The sequence below is a fragment of the Mesorhizobium sp. BH1-1-5 genome (assembly GCF_020165615.1).
Classification (GTDB): Bacteria; Pseudomonadota; Alphaproteobacteria; order Rhizobiales; family Rhizobiaceae; genus Mesorhizobium.
Map to the genome: position 1 here is coordinate 13,540 of NZ_JAIUIM010000008.1, position 16,452 is coordinate 29,991.

Annotated in this window: 13 protein-coding genes; 9 read left to right on the top strand and 4 right to left on the bottom strand. The window is 65.0% G+C overall.

Annotated features, from left to right (window positions below):
- Positions 1-46: 46 nt before the first annotated feature.
- Positions 47-862, bottom strand: coding sequence for an SDR family oxidoreductase (locus LB572_RS12630; RefSeq protein ID WP_140806057.1), 816 nt, complete (start codon positions 860-862; stop codon positions 47-49).
- A 114-nt stretch (positions 863-976) separates the two neighbouring features.
- Here LB572_RS12630 and LB572_RS12635 point away from each other — a divergent pair, with 114 nt between their 5' ends.
- From LB572_RS12635 to LB572_RS12660, 6 genes are all read left to right on the top strand, one after another.
- On the top strand, positions 977-2,218 hold the full coding sequence (locus tag LB572_RS12635) for an acyl-CoA dehydrogenase family protein (protein WP_224667929.1): 1,242 nt from the start codon (positions 977-979) through the stop codon (positions 2,216-2,218).
- A 5-nt stretch (positions 2,219-2,223) separates the two neighbouring features.
- Positions 2,224-3,261, top strand: a complete 1,038-nt coding sequence (locus LB572_RS12640) for a zinc-binding dehydrogenase (RefSeq protein WP_224667930.1) — start codon at positions 2,224-2,226, stop codon at positions 3,259-3,261.
- Between the two features lie 61 nt (positions 3,262-3,322).
- Positions 3,323-4,657: a glycosyltransferase 87 family protein gene (locus LB572_RS12645; protein WP_224667931.1), complete on the top strand. Its 1,335-nt coding sequence runs from the start codon at positions 3,323-3,325 to the stop codon at positions 4,655-4,657.
- The gene (locus LB572_RS12650) at positions 4,650-5,618 is read left to right on the top strand and encodes a glycosyltransferase family 2 protein (protein ID WP_224667932.1); all 969 of its coding nucleotides are present in this window, start codon (positions 4,650-4,652) and stop codon (positions 5,616-5,618) included. Before LB572_RS12645 ends, LB572_RS12650 begins: the two co-directional genes overlap by 8 nt.
- The gene (locus LB572_RS12655; protein WP_224667933.1) at positions 5,615-6,427 is read left to right on the top strand and encodes a ChbG/HpnK family deacetylase; all 813 of its coding nucleotides are present in this window, start codon (positions 5,615-5,617) and stop codon (positions 6,425-6,427) included. Before LB572_RS12650 ends, LB572_RS12655 begins: the two co-directional genes overlap by 4 nt.
- Positions 6,424-6,834, top strand: a complete 411-nt coding sequence (locus LB572_RS12660; protein WP_224667934.1) for a GtrA family protein — start codon at positions 6,424-6,426, stop codon at positions 6,832-6,834. The genes LB572_RS12655 and LB572_RS12660 overlap by 4 nt, the downstream gene beginning before the upstream one ends.
- Position 6,835: 1 nt before the next feature.
- Here the strand turns inward: LB572_RS12660 and LB572_RS12665 are convergent, their stop codons facing one another.
- From LB572_RS12665 to LB572_RS12675, 3 genes are all read right to left on the bottom strand, one after another.
- Entirely contained in the window at positions 6,836-9,964 is a 3,129-nt protein-coding gene (locus tag LB572_RS12665; protein ID WP_224667935.1) for an efflux RND transporter permease subunit, read from the bottom strand.
- Positions 9,961-11,115, bottom strand: coding sequence for an efflux RND transporter periplasmic adaptor subunit (locus LB572_RS12670; protein WP_224667936.1), 1,155 nt, complete (start codon positions 11,113-11,115; stop codon positions 9,961-9,963). Before LB572_RS12670 ends, LB572_RS12665 begins: the two co-directional genes overlap by 4 nt.
- Before the next feature lie 325 nt (positions 11,116-11,440).
- A complete protein-coding gene (locus LB572_RS12675; RefSeq protein WP_140806074.1) occupies positions 11,441-12,265 on the bottom strand; it encodes a MurR/RpiR family transcriptional regulator in 825 nt (274 codons plus the stop codon).
- A 142-nt stretch (positions 12,266-12,407) separates the two neighbouring features.
- Here LB572_RS12675 and LB572_RS12680 point away from each other — a divergent pair, with 142 nt between their 5' ends.
- From LB572_RS12680 to LB572_RS12690, 3 genes are all read left to right on the top strand, one after another.
- Positions 12,408-13,226 carry an N-formylglutamate amidohydrolase gene (locus tag LB572_RS12680; RefSeq protein ID WP_224667937.1) on the top strand — a complete coding sequence of 273 codons (819 nt, stop codon included), beginning with the start codon at positions 12,408-12,410 and terminating at the stop codon, positions 13,224-13,226.
- 20 nt (positions 13,227-13,246) lie between these two features.
- On the top strand, positions 13,247-14,788 hold the full coding sequence (locus LB572_RS12685) for an amino acid permease (RefSeq protein ID WP_224667938.1): 1,542 nt from the start codon (positions 13,247-13,249) through the stop codon (positions 14,786-14,788).
- Positions 14,789-14,876: 88 nt separating this feature from the next.
- Positions 14,877-16,433 carry an amino acid permease gene (locus LB572_RS12690; protein ID WP_224667939.1) on the top strand — a complete coding sequence of 519 codons (1,557 nt, stop codon included), beginning with the start codon at positions 14,877-14,879 and terminating at the stop codon, positions 16,431-16,433.
- Positions 16,434-16,452 lie beyond the last annotated feature (19 nt).

Sequence of the window (16,452 nt, forward strand, 5' to 3'; positions counted from 1 at the left end):
ACGCCTTATTCCTTGAACCCCGCCCGGATTCCCTGAATCGGGCGTCTTATTCCTTGAATAACGTCATTCCATGCTGCACCGACTGGCCGCCGTCGATGGGCAGGATGGCGCCGGTTACATAGCTCCCGGCACGGCTGCACAAATAAAGCGTTGCGCCGGCAATGTCATCCGCCACGCCGATGCGGCCGAGCGGAACATGGTTACCAACATGTTTCGACTGCTCCTCGGTCGCGGTGGCGAAGGCCGTCATGCGGCTCTGGAAAGGACCCGGCGCAAAGGCGTTGACAGTGATGCGGCGGGCGGCGAACTCGATCGCCAGCGTGCGCGTCAAATGATGCACCGCCGCTTTCGAGGCCGCGTAGGAATAGGCGTCGTCGGCCAGCGGCTGGGTGCCCATCACCGAGCCGAGATTGATGACGCGGGCAGGATCCTGGTCGCTCGCGGCGGCGTCGAGCAACGGCAAAAGCTCCCGCGTCAGGTGGAAGACGGCGGTGACGTTGACGCCGAACACCTTGGCCCAGGCGTGGTAGGGGAAATCCTGAAGCGGCGCGCCCCAGGAAATGCCGGCATTGTTGACCAGGATATGCAGGCGCTGCGTGCGCGCCTTGGCCTCGGCGACGAGCGCCGCGATGCCTGCTTCGCTGGAAACGTCGCCGGCAAAGCCGTCGGCATGGCCGGAGCCGCCGAGCGCGTTCAATTCGTTGGCGACCTTGATGCAGTCCTCGCCCTTGCGCGAGGCGATCATCACATGGGCGCCGGCGCGGACCAAACCGGTCGCCACCATGCGGCCGATGCCGGTCGCCGCGCCCGTCACCAGCGCGGTCTTGCCGGCGACCGAGAACAGCTTGTCCAGATAGCTCATTGGATTCCTCCGCACACCTCTGCCAAACGGCGAGGGACTCGCGTTGACAAGGCTAGCCGAAGTACGGTCATCCTTGCCACGGGTAAAGATTTATCTTCGGAAAGGCTGGAAGCGATGGCGGACATGAATCTCGGCATGACCGAGCGGCTGAAGCCGATCCACCAGGGTGTGGCGGCGATGGTGCGCGACGAGATCGCGCCGCTTGGCGAAGAATTTCTCGCCGAAGTCGGCAAGGGGGGCGACCGCTGGTCCTACACGGCCAGGCAGACGGAAATCCTGGAAGGCTTGAAGAAGACGGCGCGGGAGCGCGGCTTGTGGAACTTCTGGCTGACCGATTCCAAGCGCGGCTACGGCCTTTCCACCGTCGAATACGCCTATCTGGCGGAGGAGATGGGCAAGACCCATCTCGGCGCCGAGACCTTCAACTGCTCGGCGCCCGACACCGGCAATATGGAGGTGCTGGAGCGTTACGGCTCGGAAGCGCACAAGCGGGACTGGCTGGAACCGCTGCTCGAGGGAAAGATCCGCTCGGCCTATCTGATGACCGAGCCGGACGTCGCCTCCTCGGACGCCACGAATATTTCGATGCGCTGCGAGCGGCAAGGCGGCGATTATGTGCTGAACGGCGAGAAATGGTGGGCGTCGGGCGCCGGCGATCCGCGCTGCGCCATCTATATCGTCATGGTGAGGACCGGATCGGACGAGGCGCCGCAGCATCGCCGGCATTCGATGATCCTGGTGCCCTCCGACAGCAAGGGCATCACCAGGCTGCGGCCCATGCAGGTCTATGGCGACGACGACGCGCCGCACGGCCATATGCATCTGAGATTCGAGAATGTGCGGGTGCCGGCGGCGAACCTGATCCTCGGCGAGGGCAGGGGTTTCGAGATCGCGCAGGGGCGGCTGGGGCCTGGCCGCATCCATCACTGCATGCGCGCCATCGGCCAGGCCGAGATGGCGCTGGAGATGCTGTGCCAGCGCTCGGTGCGGCGCGAGGCCTTCGGCCAGTCGCTGGCAAAGCTCGGCGCCAATTTCGACATCATCGCCGAATGCCGCATGGAGATCGAGATGGCGCGGCTGCTCTGCCTCAAGGCTGCGTGGATGATCGACCAGGGCGACCCGCGCGCCGCCGCCCCCTGGATCAGCCAGATCAAGGTGGTGGCGCCCCGCATCGCGCTGAAGGTCACCGACGAGGCGGTGCAGATGTTCGGCGCGCAAGGCATCAGCCAGGACACGCCGCTCGCCCGCTCCTGGACGCATCTGAGGACTTTGCGGCTAGCCGACGGGCCGGACGCCGTGCACCGGCGCCAGGTGGCGCGCACGGAACTGAGGAAATACACGCAGGAGAAGGTCTGACAGCCATGGCGCTTCCATCCGAAATGCGGGGCTTGCTGCTCGTCGGCCACGGTTACACCAGGACGCCTTCGGCGGCCGCGCTGGAGGCGATGGAGCCTTACCTCCGGCCCGGCAGCATCGCGGTGCCGGAGCCGGGGCCGACACAGGCGCTGATCAAGGTCAGCCTCGCCTCGATCAACCCGTCCGACATCGCCTTCATCAAGGGCCAGTACGGCCAGCCGCGGGTCAAGGGCCGTCCGGCCGGCTTCGAAGGCGTCGGCGTTGGCGGCGCCACTGGCGACGACGCCTATGCCCGGAGCCTGGCGGGAAAGCGCGTTGGCTTCGCCACCGGCGTGTCGAACTGGGGCGCATGGGCGGATTATGCGGTTGCCGAGGCCGCGTCCTGCATCCCGCTCATCGACACGGTGCGCGACGAGGACGGCGCCGCGATGATCGTCAATCCTCTGACCGCCTTGGCTATGTTCGACATCGTCAAGCAAGAGGGCGAAAAAGCCTTCGTCATGACCGCGGGCGCCAGCCAGCTCTGCAAGCTGATCATCGGGCTGGCGAAGGAGGCGGGATTCCGGCCGATCGTCACCGTGCGCCGCGACGAGCAGATCCCGCCTTTGAAGGAGCTCGGCGCCGCCCATGTGCTCAACGAGAAGGCGGCGGATTTCGAGGCGACGTTGCGCGAGGTGATGAAGGCCGAGCAACCGCGCATCTTCCTCGACGCGGTCACCGGGCCGCTGGCCTCGACGATCTTCAACGCCATGCCGAAACACGCCCGCTGGATCGTCTATGGAAGGCTCGACGCCGAGCCGACGGTGATCCGCGAGCCTGGCCAGTTGATCTTCCAGCACAAGCGCGTCGAAGGTTTCTGGCTGGCGGAATGGATGCGGCAGTTCCGCGACAGGCTGGGTCCGGCGGTGCTGGAGGCGCAGAAGCGCTTTTCCGACGGACGCTGGTCGACCGACGTCACGGCGGTCGTGCCGCTGGGCGAGGCGATGGCGCGATTGCCGGCCGAGCTCGCCAAGCCCAATGGAAAGGTGTTCATCAAGCCGTGAAGCAATCCGGGCGCCGATCGCGGCCGGTGGGATCGGAGGCGATGCCTTCGAACACAAAGCCGTGATCGATGAGAGGGTGGCGGAAAAATGTCGTTGTTCCAACGTCCTTTGCGTCGCGCCGGTAACAGTCACGCTTGGATGTTCTATTTCATTTCGTTGTGATATCTCGCCGGCGGTGAAGGCCGGGTGGCGATGGGAAAGCCGCCCTGGTCGGAGCGCGGGGTGTGCTATGACGGTAACCAAGCCGGTTTTCGACCGTTTGGGGTTTTGGCTTTGGGTCGGGGCGTTTGTGATTGTGCTTGGCCTGGCGCTGTGGTCGCCCAATGCGCGTTCGGTGGTCCATATCTATAGACATGGCAGCGAAGCTTTCCTGGACCGCCAACCGCTGTACCAGGTCGAAGTCGCCATGGGCTATCTGTACGCTCCCGCCTTCGCCGTCCTCTATGTTCCCCTGCTGAAGCTCGGGCCGCATCTGGGCAATATTTTGTGGCACATGCTCGGCTTTTCGGTGCTGACCTTTGCCGCGATGCGTCAGGTGCGCAGGCTCGGCGGCCAGGAGCAGACATGGCTGCTGTCCTTCGGTCTTTTCCTTGCCCTGCCGGTGGCGCTGGCAGCGCTTCGCAACGGTCAGGCAACGATCTTGCTCGCCGGGGCGTGCTGGTTGCTGGCGCTGTCGACACTCGAGGGGCGCCGGGCCGAAAGCTTCTTCTGGGCCACGCTTGCGATCATCGCCAAGCCGACCGCGATCATCATGCTGCTTCTGGCGGGGGCGCTGCGTCCCAGGCTGATACCGGCGCTGGTGCTGGCGGTCGTTGTCGCTTTGGCCATCCCTTATGGCTTTGCGCCGACCGACTACATCAACGCGCAGTACCATGATTTCTTCCTGCTGCTGACGTCGATGACCGTCGACCCAACCGGCCCCTTTGTTCCGGCCGACTTCACGGCGCCTTTCACGCGGTTCGGGATGCCGATCCCTGAATCCGTGGCGACGATCGTGCGCGTCGTCGCTGGTCTGCTCACACTTTGGCTGGTGCTCCAGTTCGACCGCAGGCTGGACTCCAACATCAGCGGGCTGGCTATCTTCCTCGCCGCGGCATTCTACATGTGCGTCTTCAATCCGCGGGTCGAGCAGAACACCTATGCCATGGTCGCGGTGCCTGCCGGTCTCTCCATCGCCCTTTTGTGGCGGGAGAAGGGAGCCGGGACCATGTGCTGGTTTTTGGCAATGCTCCTCTTCGTCACCGGACTGACCAGTGTCGATCTGCGACTGCACGATCTTTTCCACCTGTGGTTCCGACCGATCAGCATCAGCATAATTGCCTCGATGCTCATCGGCTGGTTCTGGACGCAAGACAGACGGAAGGTGCCTGCCGCCGGAGCCGTCGCGCATGGCTGAGATGCTCGACATCATCGCGCCGTTCTTCAACGAGACCGAATCCGCGATCGCCTTCGTCGGGCTGCTCGACAGGCTGGAAGTGGCCGTGGCGGAGCGTTTCGGCATGACGGTCCGCAAGATACTCGTCGACGACGGCAGCCGCGACGGCAGCGCCGAGACGTTCGCGGCCGCGCTCTCCGGCTCCTGGGAGATCGTGCGGCTCAGCCGCAATTTCGGCAAGGAAGCGGCGGTCCTCGCCGGCCTCGACCATTCCCGCGGCGACATGGTCCTGATCATGGACTCCGATCTCCAGCATTCCATGGACATCAGTCTGAAAATGATCGGCGAACTGGTCGAGAATCGGGAGATCGATGTCGTCTACGCGCAGAACGACCGGCGCGAGGGAAGCTGGCGGCGCAGCCAGCTGGCGCGGCTGTTCTACCGGCTGATCAACAGCAGCCAGCGTTTCGATATTCCCGAGAATGCCGGAGACTTCCGCGTCATGCGCGGCGCGGTGGCGCGTGCCTTGACCAGCGTGCGGGACAAGCGGCGTTTCAACAAGGGCCTGTTCGCCTGGGCCGGCTTCCGCCAGAAGGCGGTGCTGTACTCGCCGGAAAACCGCGCCGGCGGCACGTCGAAATGGACCAGGTTCAACCTGATCGCATTCTCGCTGGAAGGGTTCACTTCGTTTTCCGTGATCCCGCTGCGCGTCATCAGCCTCATCGGATTGCTGGCGGCGTTTGCCGGTCTGGCCTATGGCGTGAAGGTGCTCTTCGAGGTGCTGTTTTACGGCATCGCCGTGCCCGGCTACCCCAGCATCATGGTCGCCGTCGTGCTTTTGGGCGGCCTCAACCTGGCGCTGCTCGGCCTGATCGGCGAGTATGTCTGGGTCACGCTCAGCGAAAGCAAGGACCGGCCCGTCTACATCGTGCGCGACGTGCTGCACGGCAATGCCGCAGAGCAGGTCGCGCACGACAAATGACCAGGTCGATCCGACTGATCGCCGACGATTACGGCCTGGCGCCGGGGGTATCGAGCGCGATCCTCGACCTCATCGAGCGTGGCCGCCTGACCGGAACCGGATGCATGACCGGTTTTCCCGAATGGGACGAGGCGGCGGCGCGCATCAGGCCGTTCCGCCAACAGGCCGCTATCGGGCTGCACCTGACCCTCACCGACCAGATCGCCGTGACCGGTGCGTCCAGCCTGGCGCCGGAAGGCAAGTTGCCCGGGCTCGCCTCGCTTGCCCTGCCGATGCGGCGCGGGCGTATCGACGAGCAGGACGTCCATGCCGAGCTCGACGCGCAATACAGCCGCTTCGTCGAAGCGCTGGGCGGCCCGCCTGACTATATCGACGGACACCAGCATGTGCATTTTCTTCCAGCGGCACGCCGTTGGTTGCTCGCCCGTTTTGAGCGAAGCGCGCACAAGCCGGCGCTACGAGGCGCGCCCGGGCTCGCCGGCCTGGATGCCAAGATCGCGGTGATCGCCGCTCTGGCCGCCGGTTTCAACAGGTCGATGCAACGGGCCGGTTTCAGCGTGATGACGCCGCTTTCCGGGATCTATGACTGGCGCCAGCCGGAGAAATTCGCCCCAACGCTGCGCGCCGCAGTCGATACTTTGCCCGAACAAGCCGTGTTCATGTGCCATCCGGGCCACGTCGATGACATTTTGCGCGGGCGCGACCCGATGCAGGGCGTGCGCGAAGTCGAATTCGGCTTCCTGGCCTCCGGCGATTTCGGCGCCAGCCTCGACAAGGCCGGAGCCCGCGTCATGGACGGCCGTGCATGAGCAGCGCCGGCCAGCCGCAGCGTTCGACCGGCAACAAGATCGTCCGTTTCGCCCTGGTAGGGCTGGTCAATACCGGCATCGACCTCGCCGCTTTTTTCCTGCTGCTCAAGCTCGCGGTACCGGCTTTGGTCGCCAATATCGGCGCGTGGTTCGCAGCGGTTCTCTTCTCCTTCGTGGCGAATGGCTTCTGGTCGTTCGAACGGGACCCGGATATCCGGCTGCACCGCTCCTTCCTGCGCTTCGTCTCGCTGGGCGCGCTGATTTCGCTTGGCGTTTCCAGTCTTTCAATCGCCGTCCTGGCCGGGACCATCGGCGTGTGGCCGGCAAAGATCATCGGCGTCGTGGTGGCCGCCGTGCTGAATTTCCTGGCGGCGCGCTGGTCGATCGAGGGCCGTTTGTTGAAGTAATCTACTCGGCCGGCTCCGCGTCGATATAGACCGCTTCCTCGAGCTCGCGCTTCAGCCGGGCTTCCTCATGCGCCTTGGGCGTGACGAAGCGGCCAAGCAGCAGATAGGCGACCGGGGTCAAGAACAAGGTCGAGACGGTGGCCAGCCCCAGGCCGCCGACGATGACCCAGCCCAGCGCCACGCGCGCCTCGGCGCCTGCGCCGGCGGCCAGCACCAGCGGCACGCCGCCGAGCACGGTGCAGATCATGGTCATCATCACCGGGCGCAGGCGAATGGTCGACGCCTGTTCGATCGCTTCGCGAACGCCCAGCCCACGGTCGCGCAGTTGGTTGGCGAACTCGACGATCAGGATGCCGTTCTTGGCCATGACGCCGACCAGGAGCACCAGGCCGATCTGGCTGTAGGCGTTGAGGCTGGTGCCCGACAGAAGCAGCGCGAAGATGGCGCAGGCAAGCCCCAGCGGCACCGTCGCCATGATGATGACGGCGCTGACGAAGCTCTCGAACTGGGCCGCCAGCACCAGGAGGATGATGATCAGCGCAAAGCTGAAGACGGCGATCATGGCGTTGTTGCTCTCGCCGAGCGTGGCGGCTTCGGCGAGCGGCAGGATGCGCGCGCCCGGCGGCAGCAGCGGTGTCGCGATCGCCTCGGCCCTGGTCAGCGCCTCGCCGAGCGCGAAGCCGCTGCCGAGGTTGGCGGTGATCGCGACCGAGGGCTGCTGCTGCTCGCGCGTCAGCGACGGCGGTACGGCGCGTTCGGTCAACGTGGCGATGGTCGACATCGGCACGAAGCGACTGTCGGAAGTCTTCAGGAAGATGTTTTCGAGATCCGTCGGATCGTTGATCGGGTTGGTGGTCGAGACCAGCTTCACGCCATAGCTGCGGTCGGCGATGTAGACGTCGACGACATCGTTGCCGTCGAGCATGGCCTGCAGCGTGTCGGCGAGCCCGGTGATGTCGATGCCGAGATCGGAGGCGCGCTCGCGGTCGATGGCCACCGCCAACTGCGGCTGCGTCGGATCGACGGAAAGCCGCGGCGTCTGGAAGCGCGGGTCCTGACGCATCTCGTCGACGACCTTCACCGCCGCTTCGCTCAGCGCCTTGCGGTCGTTGCCGACCAGCGCGAATTGCAGGCCGTTGCCGGCGCCGCGAATGCCGAGGCTGTTCGGCTGCACCGGGAAGACGCGCACGCTCGGCACCTGCTTCGTCAGGCGGCTGATGTCGGCCATGATCTCCTGCTGGCTGCGGCTGCGCTCGTCCCAGGGCGCCAGCGTCATCACCATGAAGCCCGAATTGTAGGAGCCGTTGTTGCCGGCGTTCTCGAAGGTCGAGCGGATCTCGCCGGAATCGCGCAGCGGCTGGATCAGCCGCTCGATCTTGCGCATCTGCTCGGTCGTGTAGTCGAGGCTGACGCCTTGCGGCGCGTTAATGCGCAACAGCACCACGGCGCGGTCTTCCGTGGGTGTCAGTTCCTGGCGGATGGTGCCGAATAGGGTGAAGGCGGTACCGGCGAAAATCAGCGCGACCAGCACCACGATCCACGGCGCGTCGAGGCAAAGACGCAGGCAGCGCTTGTAGAGCCCGTGCAAGGCGCCGCCGATGCGCGCGCCGATGCCGGTGCCGCCTTCATGGTGAAGCGACGCGGTGGTCAGCATGCGCGAGGCAAGCATCGGGCAGAGCGTCAGCGCGACCACGCAGGAGAGCAGCACCGACATCGCCAGCACGAAGCCGAATTCGCGGAACAGGCCGCCGGTCTGTCCCGGTAGGAAGGAGATCGGCACGAAGACGGCGACCAGCGTCAGCGTGGTGGCGACGACGGCGAAGAACACTTCCTGGGTGCCGAGCACCGCCGCGGCGCGCGGCCCCATGCCTTCGTTGCGGCGGCGCACGATGTTTTCCAGCACGACGATGGCGTCGTCGACGACAAGGCCTGTCGCCAGCACCAGCGCCAGCAGCGTCAGGATGTTGACGGAGAAGCCGGCGAGATAGATGGCCGCGATGGTCCCGATCATGGCCACGGGCATCGACAGGCCGGGGATCAGCGTCGCGCGCCAGTCGAGCAGGAAGGCGTAGATGACGATGAGCACGATCGAGACCGACAGCGCCAGCGCGATCTCGACCTCGTGCACGGCGCCGTCGACGAAGACGGCATCGTCGCTGGTCACCTTGATGGCCATGCCCGCGGGCAGCGTCTCCTGAAGTTTCGAGACGGCGGCCCTCACGCCGGTCGAGATGTCGAGCGTGTTCGATTCCGCCTGGCGGATGATGCCCAGCCCAATGCCGGTCTTGCCGTCGGAGCGCAAAGAGGTCTGGCCGATATCGGGGCCGAGCGTCACGGTGGCGACGTCGCGGATACGAGTGGCGCCGCCGATGACGATGTTCTCGAACTCCTCCGGCGTGGTCACGTCGGCGGTCGTGCGCACGATGAGGTCCTGGTTCGTCGTGGTGATCGAGCCGGCCGGGGAATCGAAGGCGACCGAGGCAAGCGCCTTTCTCAGGTCGGCGACGGTGAAGCCCTGGCTCGCCAGCTTGTTCTGGTCGACGTCGATGCGGAAGATCTTGTCGCGGTCGCCGGAGACCTGGACGTCGGCGACGCCGGGAACCGCGGCGAGCTCGTCCTCGATGCGGTCCTGGACCAGCACAGTCATGTCCTGGACCGACATGGTGTCGGAAGTGACCGCCAGCCGCATCACCGGGTCGGAGTTCGCGTCGGCCTTGACGATACGCGGCGCGTCGGCGGTTTCGGGAAGCTGGTTGGTGATGCGGCTGACGGTATCGCGCACGTCGGAGGCGGCGACGTTGAGGTCGACGCCGTCATTGAACTCGATGGTGACGCGGCTCTGGCCGAAGGAGGAGGTGGACGAAATCGACTTGACGCCGGAGACGCGCGCGACGGCGCCTTCGATCGCGTCCGTCAGCTCGCGGTCGACGGTTTCGGCGGCCGCGCCCTCAAAGGTGGTGTTGACGGTGATGACGGGCCGGTCGACATCCGGCAATTCGCGGATCTCGACGCCCCAGAAGGCGGCAAGTCCGGCAACCGCGATCAGCGTGTTGAGCACGAAGGCCATGACCGGCCTGCGGATGAAAAGCGCGGTCAGGCCCGATCCCGAGGCGGCGTCGCCGGCGCTCATGAGCCTTCGGCCTCGGCGGCGCGATCCTGGCCGGCGATGCGGACATCGCCGCCTTCGCTGACGCTCTGCGTGCCTTCAGTCACCACCATGTCGCCGCTCACGACCGGCGCATCGATCAGCACCGTCTCGGTGTTGCGCTGGATGATGCGCACCGGAACACGCTTGGCCTTGCCGTTGGCGACGGCCCAGACATAGGCGCCGTCGGTGCCCCACTGGATGGCGAGCGGGCTGACCGCCGGATAGGTATCGCCGGGGAACCGCATGCCGATCTGGAAGGACATGCCGGCGCGCAGCGAATCGGCGGGGTTGGCGATCGTCGCCTTGACGAGCAGGGTGCGGCTGTTCTCGTCGATGTGGTTGTCGATGGCCGAGACGGTGCCGGTGTAGACCTGGTTGGGGTTGGCCAAGGGCGTGGCCGACAGCTGGGCGCCGACCTTGACGGCGGCGGCGAAGCGTTCCGGCACCCAGAAATCGACCAGGATCGAGGAGCGGTCATCGAGCGTGGCGATCGCCGACTGGCTGGTGACGTAGTTGCCGGCGGCGATCGGCAGGATGCCGACAGTGCCTTCGATCGGCGCCACGACCGAACGGCGCTCGAGCGCGAGCTCGGCGTCGCGCAGCGCCAGCCTGGCGTTGGCGAGCGTCACCTGGGTATCGGCGACGGCAACGGGCGTGGCCGCATTGGACGCCCTGAGCGATTTTACCCGGTCGAGCTTGGACTGCGCATCCTCGATCGCCACCCGGGCGCGGTCGCGCGCGATCACTTCCGTTTCGGAATCGAGCCTGGCGATGACATGGCCCTTTTCGACATGCGTGCCGGACTGGACCAGCAGTTCGGTCAGGCGTCCGGACGAGTATGGGTTGACGGTGACGGTGGCGTTGGCGCGGCCGGTGCCGATCGCCTGCAGCCTGTCGTTGATGGTGGCGGTGCCGGTGGGAGAAGCGACGATGGTCACGACCTGGCCGGCGCGGTTGCGTCCGGACTGGCCGGTGCCGGCGGCGCTTTCCGTCGCGGGGGGTGTCGCGGCGATGACGCCGTCCATTCCCCAGCGCGCCAGTGTCTCCGGCGCGCCGGGATAAAAGCGCGCCCAGGCGGCCACGGCGGCGACCAGAATCACAAGCGCTGCAACAATCTGTTTCCAGCTCGACATCGACACTCCAGCGGCAGGACTCGTCTGCCGGATTCCCAATGGAAGCAGGCGCTTCGACGATACGGGCTGGGGGCAAAAACCGGCCACGCCACACCCCGATATCAGCGGTTTATGGCAATTATCACGCAATCGTGCACATTAAATCTCGGTAACGTGAGGTCCGGATATGGTTCGGACCCTTGCGTTTTGCCGCGTTTCGCCAGCGGCAACCGGCTTTCACCGGGCTAGGGTGTCTCACCGTTTTACGGAAACGGCGAACCGCTCTATCTCCTTGTTTTTACGCAATTCCGAACGGAAAACCGCTCACACTTTTCCTGGAATTGCTCTAGCGAAGGCTTTCGAGGTCGCGGATGCGCTTGGCGCCGGCCGCTTCCAGCTGCCTGGTCACGGCGCCGATCAGGGTTTCGGCGACCACGAACAGAGCGGCGGACGAATCCCACGCCGAAGGCACGGCCGTCCGCCCGGCGATCACATGGCGGGCAAAACGGGCGATCGGCGACAGCCACTGGTCGGTGAAGAGAATGATCTGCACGCCGCGGTGATGGGCCTTCTCGGCAAAGCGGACCAGGCTTTCCTGGTAACGGCGGATGTCGAAGATCACCAGGACGTCGCGCTTGCCCATGTCGATCAGGCGGTCGCGCCAGATGCTCTCCTGGCCGGCGAGGTGATAGACATCCGGCTGGATGATGGCCAGGTGAGCGGCCATGTAGCGCGCCAGCGGATCGGTGAAGCGACCGCCGATCAGGAAGGTCTTGCCGCGCCGCTCGGCAAGCCGCGCGGCTATGTCGGCAAGCTGTTTGTCGGTCAGGTGCCGGAAGGTCTCGCGCATATTGTCGAGCGTCGCCTCCAGCATCGGCGAGGCTGCGCCGCCGACCGAGCCTGGATTGAGCGTGCGCGAAGCCGGCGATTGCAATTGCGCCGCCAGCTCATCCTGCAGCGCCGACTGGAACTCGGGGTAGTTCTGGAAGCCGAGCCTGGCGACGAAACGCAAGATCGTCGGCGAGGACACGCCGGCCGCGGCCGAGAATTCGGCGACCGTCTTCAGCCCGGTCAAAGGATAGTTGGCAATCAGCGTCTGGGCGGCGCGGCGCTCGCCGGCCGGCATCGAGCCGATGCGGTCCGAGATCAGTTCGGCAATGCTGGAAATCATGTTTTCCCCCGCCCGTTGACCCGCCGCCGCCGTTTTCCCGAATTCGCGTTTGACAAAGCCGGGTAAACTGTATGAAATCATTCACACGGACGCAATGAGACAAAATACGTAACATAAGATACAGCGTTCCGCAGGGGACGATATGGAGAAAGCTCGGCCCGCTAGCCTTGCCCCGTCTGAAACCGCGAGGGTGACCAATCCCGGCGGCTCCAGCCCCTTCGTGTTCACCTGCGATCACGCTTCCAACTTCCTGCCCGCCGAATTTGGAACGCTTGGCCTGCCGGCCGAGGCGCTTTCGCGCCATATCGCCTGGGACCCGGGCGCGCTTCCCGTCGCCAGCCGCATGGCCGAGGCGCTCGACGCGACCTTGATCGAGACGCGCGTGTCGCGGCTCGTCATCGATTGCAACCGGCCGCTCGACGCGCCGGACCTCGTCCCGCCGGTCAGCGAGACGACGGCCATTCCCGGAAATTCGAACCTGTCCGACAAGCAGCGCGCCGCGCGCATCGACCTTGCCTGGCGTCCGTTCCACGACTCGATCGCCGAGATCGTCGAGCGGCGGCTGGCGCGCGGCCAGGAGACGCGGCTGGTGTCGGTGCACTCCTTCACGCCGGTCTACAAGGGCAAGAGCCGGCCATGGCACATCGGCATCATCCACGATGACGACCGCCGCCTGGCAACGCCCCTGGTCGCGGCGCTGCAGCGGCTTGCCGGCGTCGCCGTCGGCGTCAATGAACCCTATTCGCCGGCCGACCGCGTCTATTTCACGCTGGAACGGCATGCGCGTTCGCGCGGCCTTGCCTGCGCGATGATCGAAATCCGCAACGACGAAATCGCCGGCGAGACCGGGCAGCGGAAATGGGCGGATCTGCTCTCCGGCATTTTTTCCAATCTGGAGCCCGAGGAGGCCAGGGACTCCCGACGAAGCGCAATGGGAAAGTCAGCACAATCGGCCAGCTAAGAAAATAAGGGGACTTCCAGATGGCTACACCGGATCACACCGACAAATCGGAGGATGTAAAGATCCTTCACAGCATGGGTTACGCCCAGGAATTGGCGCGCCGCATGAGCGGCTTCTCCAACTTTGCCATTTCCTTTTCGATCATCTGCATCCTGGCCGGCGGCATCACGTCTTTCCCGCTGGCAATGGCCACCGGCAGCGGTTTCGAGGCCACCGTCGGCTGGATCATCGGCGGCGTCTTCGCTCTTGTGGTCGCTGCTTCGCTCGGCCAGATCGGCTCAGCCTATCCCACCGCCGGGGGCCTCTATCATTGGTCCTCGATTCTCGGCGGGCGTGGCTGGGGTTGGGCGACGGCCTGGATCAACCTGCTCGGCCTGATCTTCGTCGTCGCGTCGGTGAATGTCGGCGTCTATCTGCTCTTTCAGGGTCTCGTCGCGGGACCGATCTTCGGCTGGGACACCTCGACCTGGGGCTTCTGGCAGCAGACGCTGGCGGTCGTTCTCATCACCGTCACCCAGGGCCTCTTCAATCATCTCGGCATCAAGACGACAACGATGTTGACCGACTTTTCCGGTTACCTCATCCTGGTTGTCGCGGTCATCCTGACGCTGACCTTCCTGATCTGGGGCGCGCATGGCTTCGAGCTGTCGCGGTTGACGACCTTCGTCAACACGACCGGCGATCTCGGCGGTGGCTATGTTCCGACGGCCCGCACGGCGCTCGTGGCCTTTCTGATCGGTCTTCTTTATCCGCTTTATACGATCACCGGCTTTGATGCTTCGGCCCACACCGCCGAGGAAACGCACAATGCCCGTGTCGCGGTGCCGAGAGGCATGATCCACGCGGTGTTGTGGTCGCTCGTCTTCGGCTTCGTCATGGCGGTGTCCTTCGTGCTGGCGAGCCCCGATCTGGTGGCAACCGCCAAGGACGGCGGCAATGCCTGGTTCAACCTGTTCAACAACCTGCCGGCGCCGACCTGGCTCAAGGCCCTGCTCGGCATCGCCATTGTGCTGTCGAACTATCTGTGCGCGCTCGCCGGGCTCACTTCGACCTCGCGCATGATCTTCGCCTTCTCGCGTGACGGAGGCCTGCCGGGGTCGTCTTTTTGGAAGCAGGTTTCGCCGACCTGGCGCACGCCGGTGCCTGCCATCTGGCTGGGCGTCGTGCTGGCGATTGCCGCCACGCTCTATTCGCCGGCTTTCGCGGCGCTCGCAGCCGGCTGCGCTCTCTTCCTCTATGTCTCCTACGCCATGCCGATCGCAGCCGGACTTCTTGCGGAAGGCAAGACCTGGACAGAGTTCGGTCCGTTCCGCCTCGGCGTCTGGTCAAAGCCTTTCGCCATCGTCACCGTGCTCGGCGTCCTGGTGCTGATGTATGCCGGCATCCAGCCACCCTTCGACATCCTGATCAACTACGCCGTCGGACTGATCATCCTGCTCGTGGCGCTGTGGTTCGGTATCGAATCGCGCCGCTTCAAGGGCCCGCCGATCGGCGCCGACATCGCTCGCCGCGCGGCGGAGATCGCGGCCGCGGAAAAAGCCGTCGGCCAGACAGCAGGCTAACGGCAAAGCAATATCGCCCGGTCGGCTCAGGTCGATCGGGCATCGATATGCAGGACCGGCCAGCCAAGAACCATAGGGGAATGCCAACATGACGACACCGGGTTATACAGAGTCGGACAAGGCGGAGGATGTAAAACACCTCCACAGCATGGGCTACGCCCAGGAACTGGAACGGCGGCTCAGCCGCTTCTCGAATTTCGCGGTTTCGTTCTCGATCATCTGCATCCTGTCCGGCGGCATCAATTCGCTGGCCCAGGCGACGTCGGGCGCAGGCGGCATCGGCATCGGCATCGGCTGGCTGGTCGGCTGCTTCGTCTCGCTCACCTTTGCCGTCGCCATGTCGCAGATCAGCTCGGCCTATCCGACGGCCGGCGGCCTCTATCACTGGGGCTCGATCCTCGGCAATCGCGGCACCGGCTGGGTGACGGCCTGGCTCAACCTGCTCGGCCTGATCACCGTGCTCGGCGCCATCAATGTCGGCACCTGGACCTTCTTCATCGGCGCCTTCGGACCGGCGCTCGGCATCGAGGGCACGCTGACCAACCAGATGATCTTCCTGGTCATCATCACCGGCGCCCAGGCGCTGATCAACCATCTCGGCATCAAGCTGACGGCCAAGCTCACCGACTTCTCCGGCTATCTGATCTTCTTCGGCTCGATCCTGATCGCGGTGGTCTGCCTGCTTTCGGCCGAGACCTGGGATTTCAGCCGCCTCTTCACCTTCCATAACTATTCGGGCGACTCCGGCGGCGGCGTGTGGCCGTCTGTCTCGAACGCCTGGGTGTTCGCGCTCGGCCTGCTGCTGCCGATCTATACTATCACCGGCTATGACGCCTCGGCGCATACGTCGGAGGAAACCATCAAGGCGGCGTCTTCGGTGCCGCGAGCCATGGTCATGTCCGTCATCTGGTCGGCCGTCTTCGGCTATCTGTTCCTGGCCGCTTTCGTGCTGATGATCCCGAACATGGACGATGCCGCCAAGCAGGGCTGGAACGTGTTCTTCTGGGCTTTCGACCAGCGCGTCAGCCCCGGCCTCAAGGAGTTCGTGTATCTCGTGGTGTTCGTCGCGCAGCTGCTGTGCGGTCTGGCGACCGTCACCTCGGCCTCGCGCATGATCTTCGCCTTCTCGCGCGACGGCGGCTTGCCCGGTTCGTCGGCACTCGCCAAGGTCAGCCCGACCTACCGCACCCCGGTGGCGGCGATCTGGACGGCGTCGATCCTGTCGGTGCTGTTCGTCTGGGGCTCGACGCTGGTCTCGGTTGCCGGCACCTCTGCCTACACCATCGTGGTGTCCTGCACCGTCATCTTCCTGTTCCTGTCCTTCATCGTGCCGATCGTGCTCGGCATGCTGGCCTGGGGCACGCCGAAATGGGACAAGATGGGCCCGTGGAATATGGGCCGCGGCATCTTCATGCTGTTCGGCGTTCTCTCGATAATCTCGATGATCCTGATCTTCGTCATCGGCATCCAACCACCGAACGACTGGGCGCTCTACATCACCGTCGGCTTCTTCATCCTGACGGCGATCGTCTGGTTCGCCTTCGAGCGCAACCGCTTCCAGGGCCCGCCGCTCGGCGACATCATCGCGGCCCGCCAGGCGGCGATCAAGGCGGCCGAGCAGGCGGTCGGCGAGACCGGCCACTAAGACTTCGCTTCACGGCCAT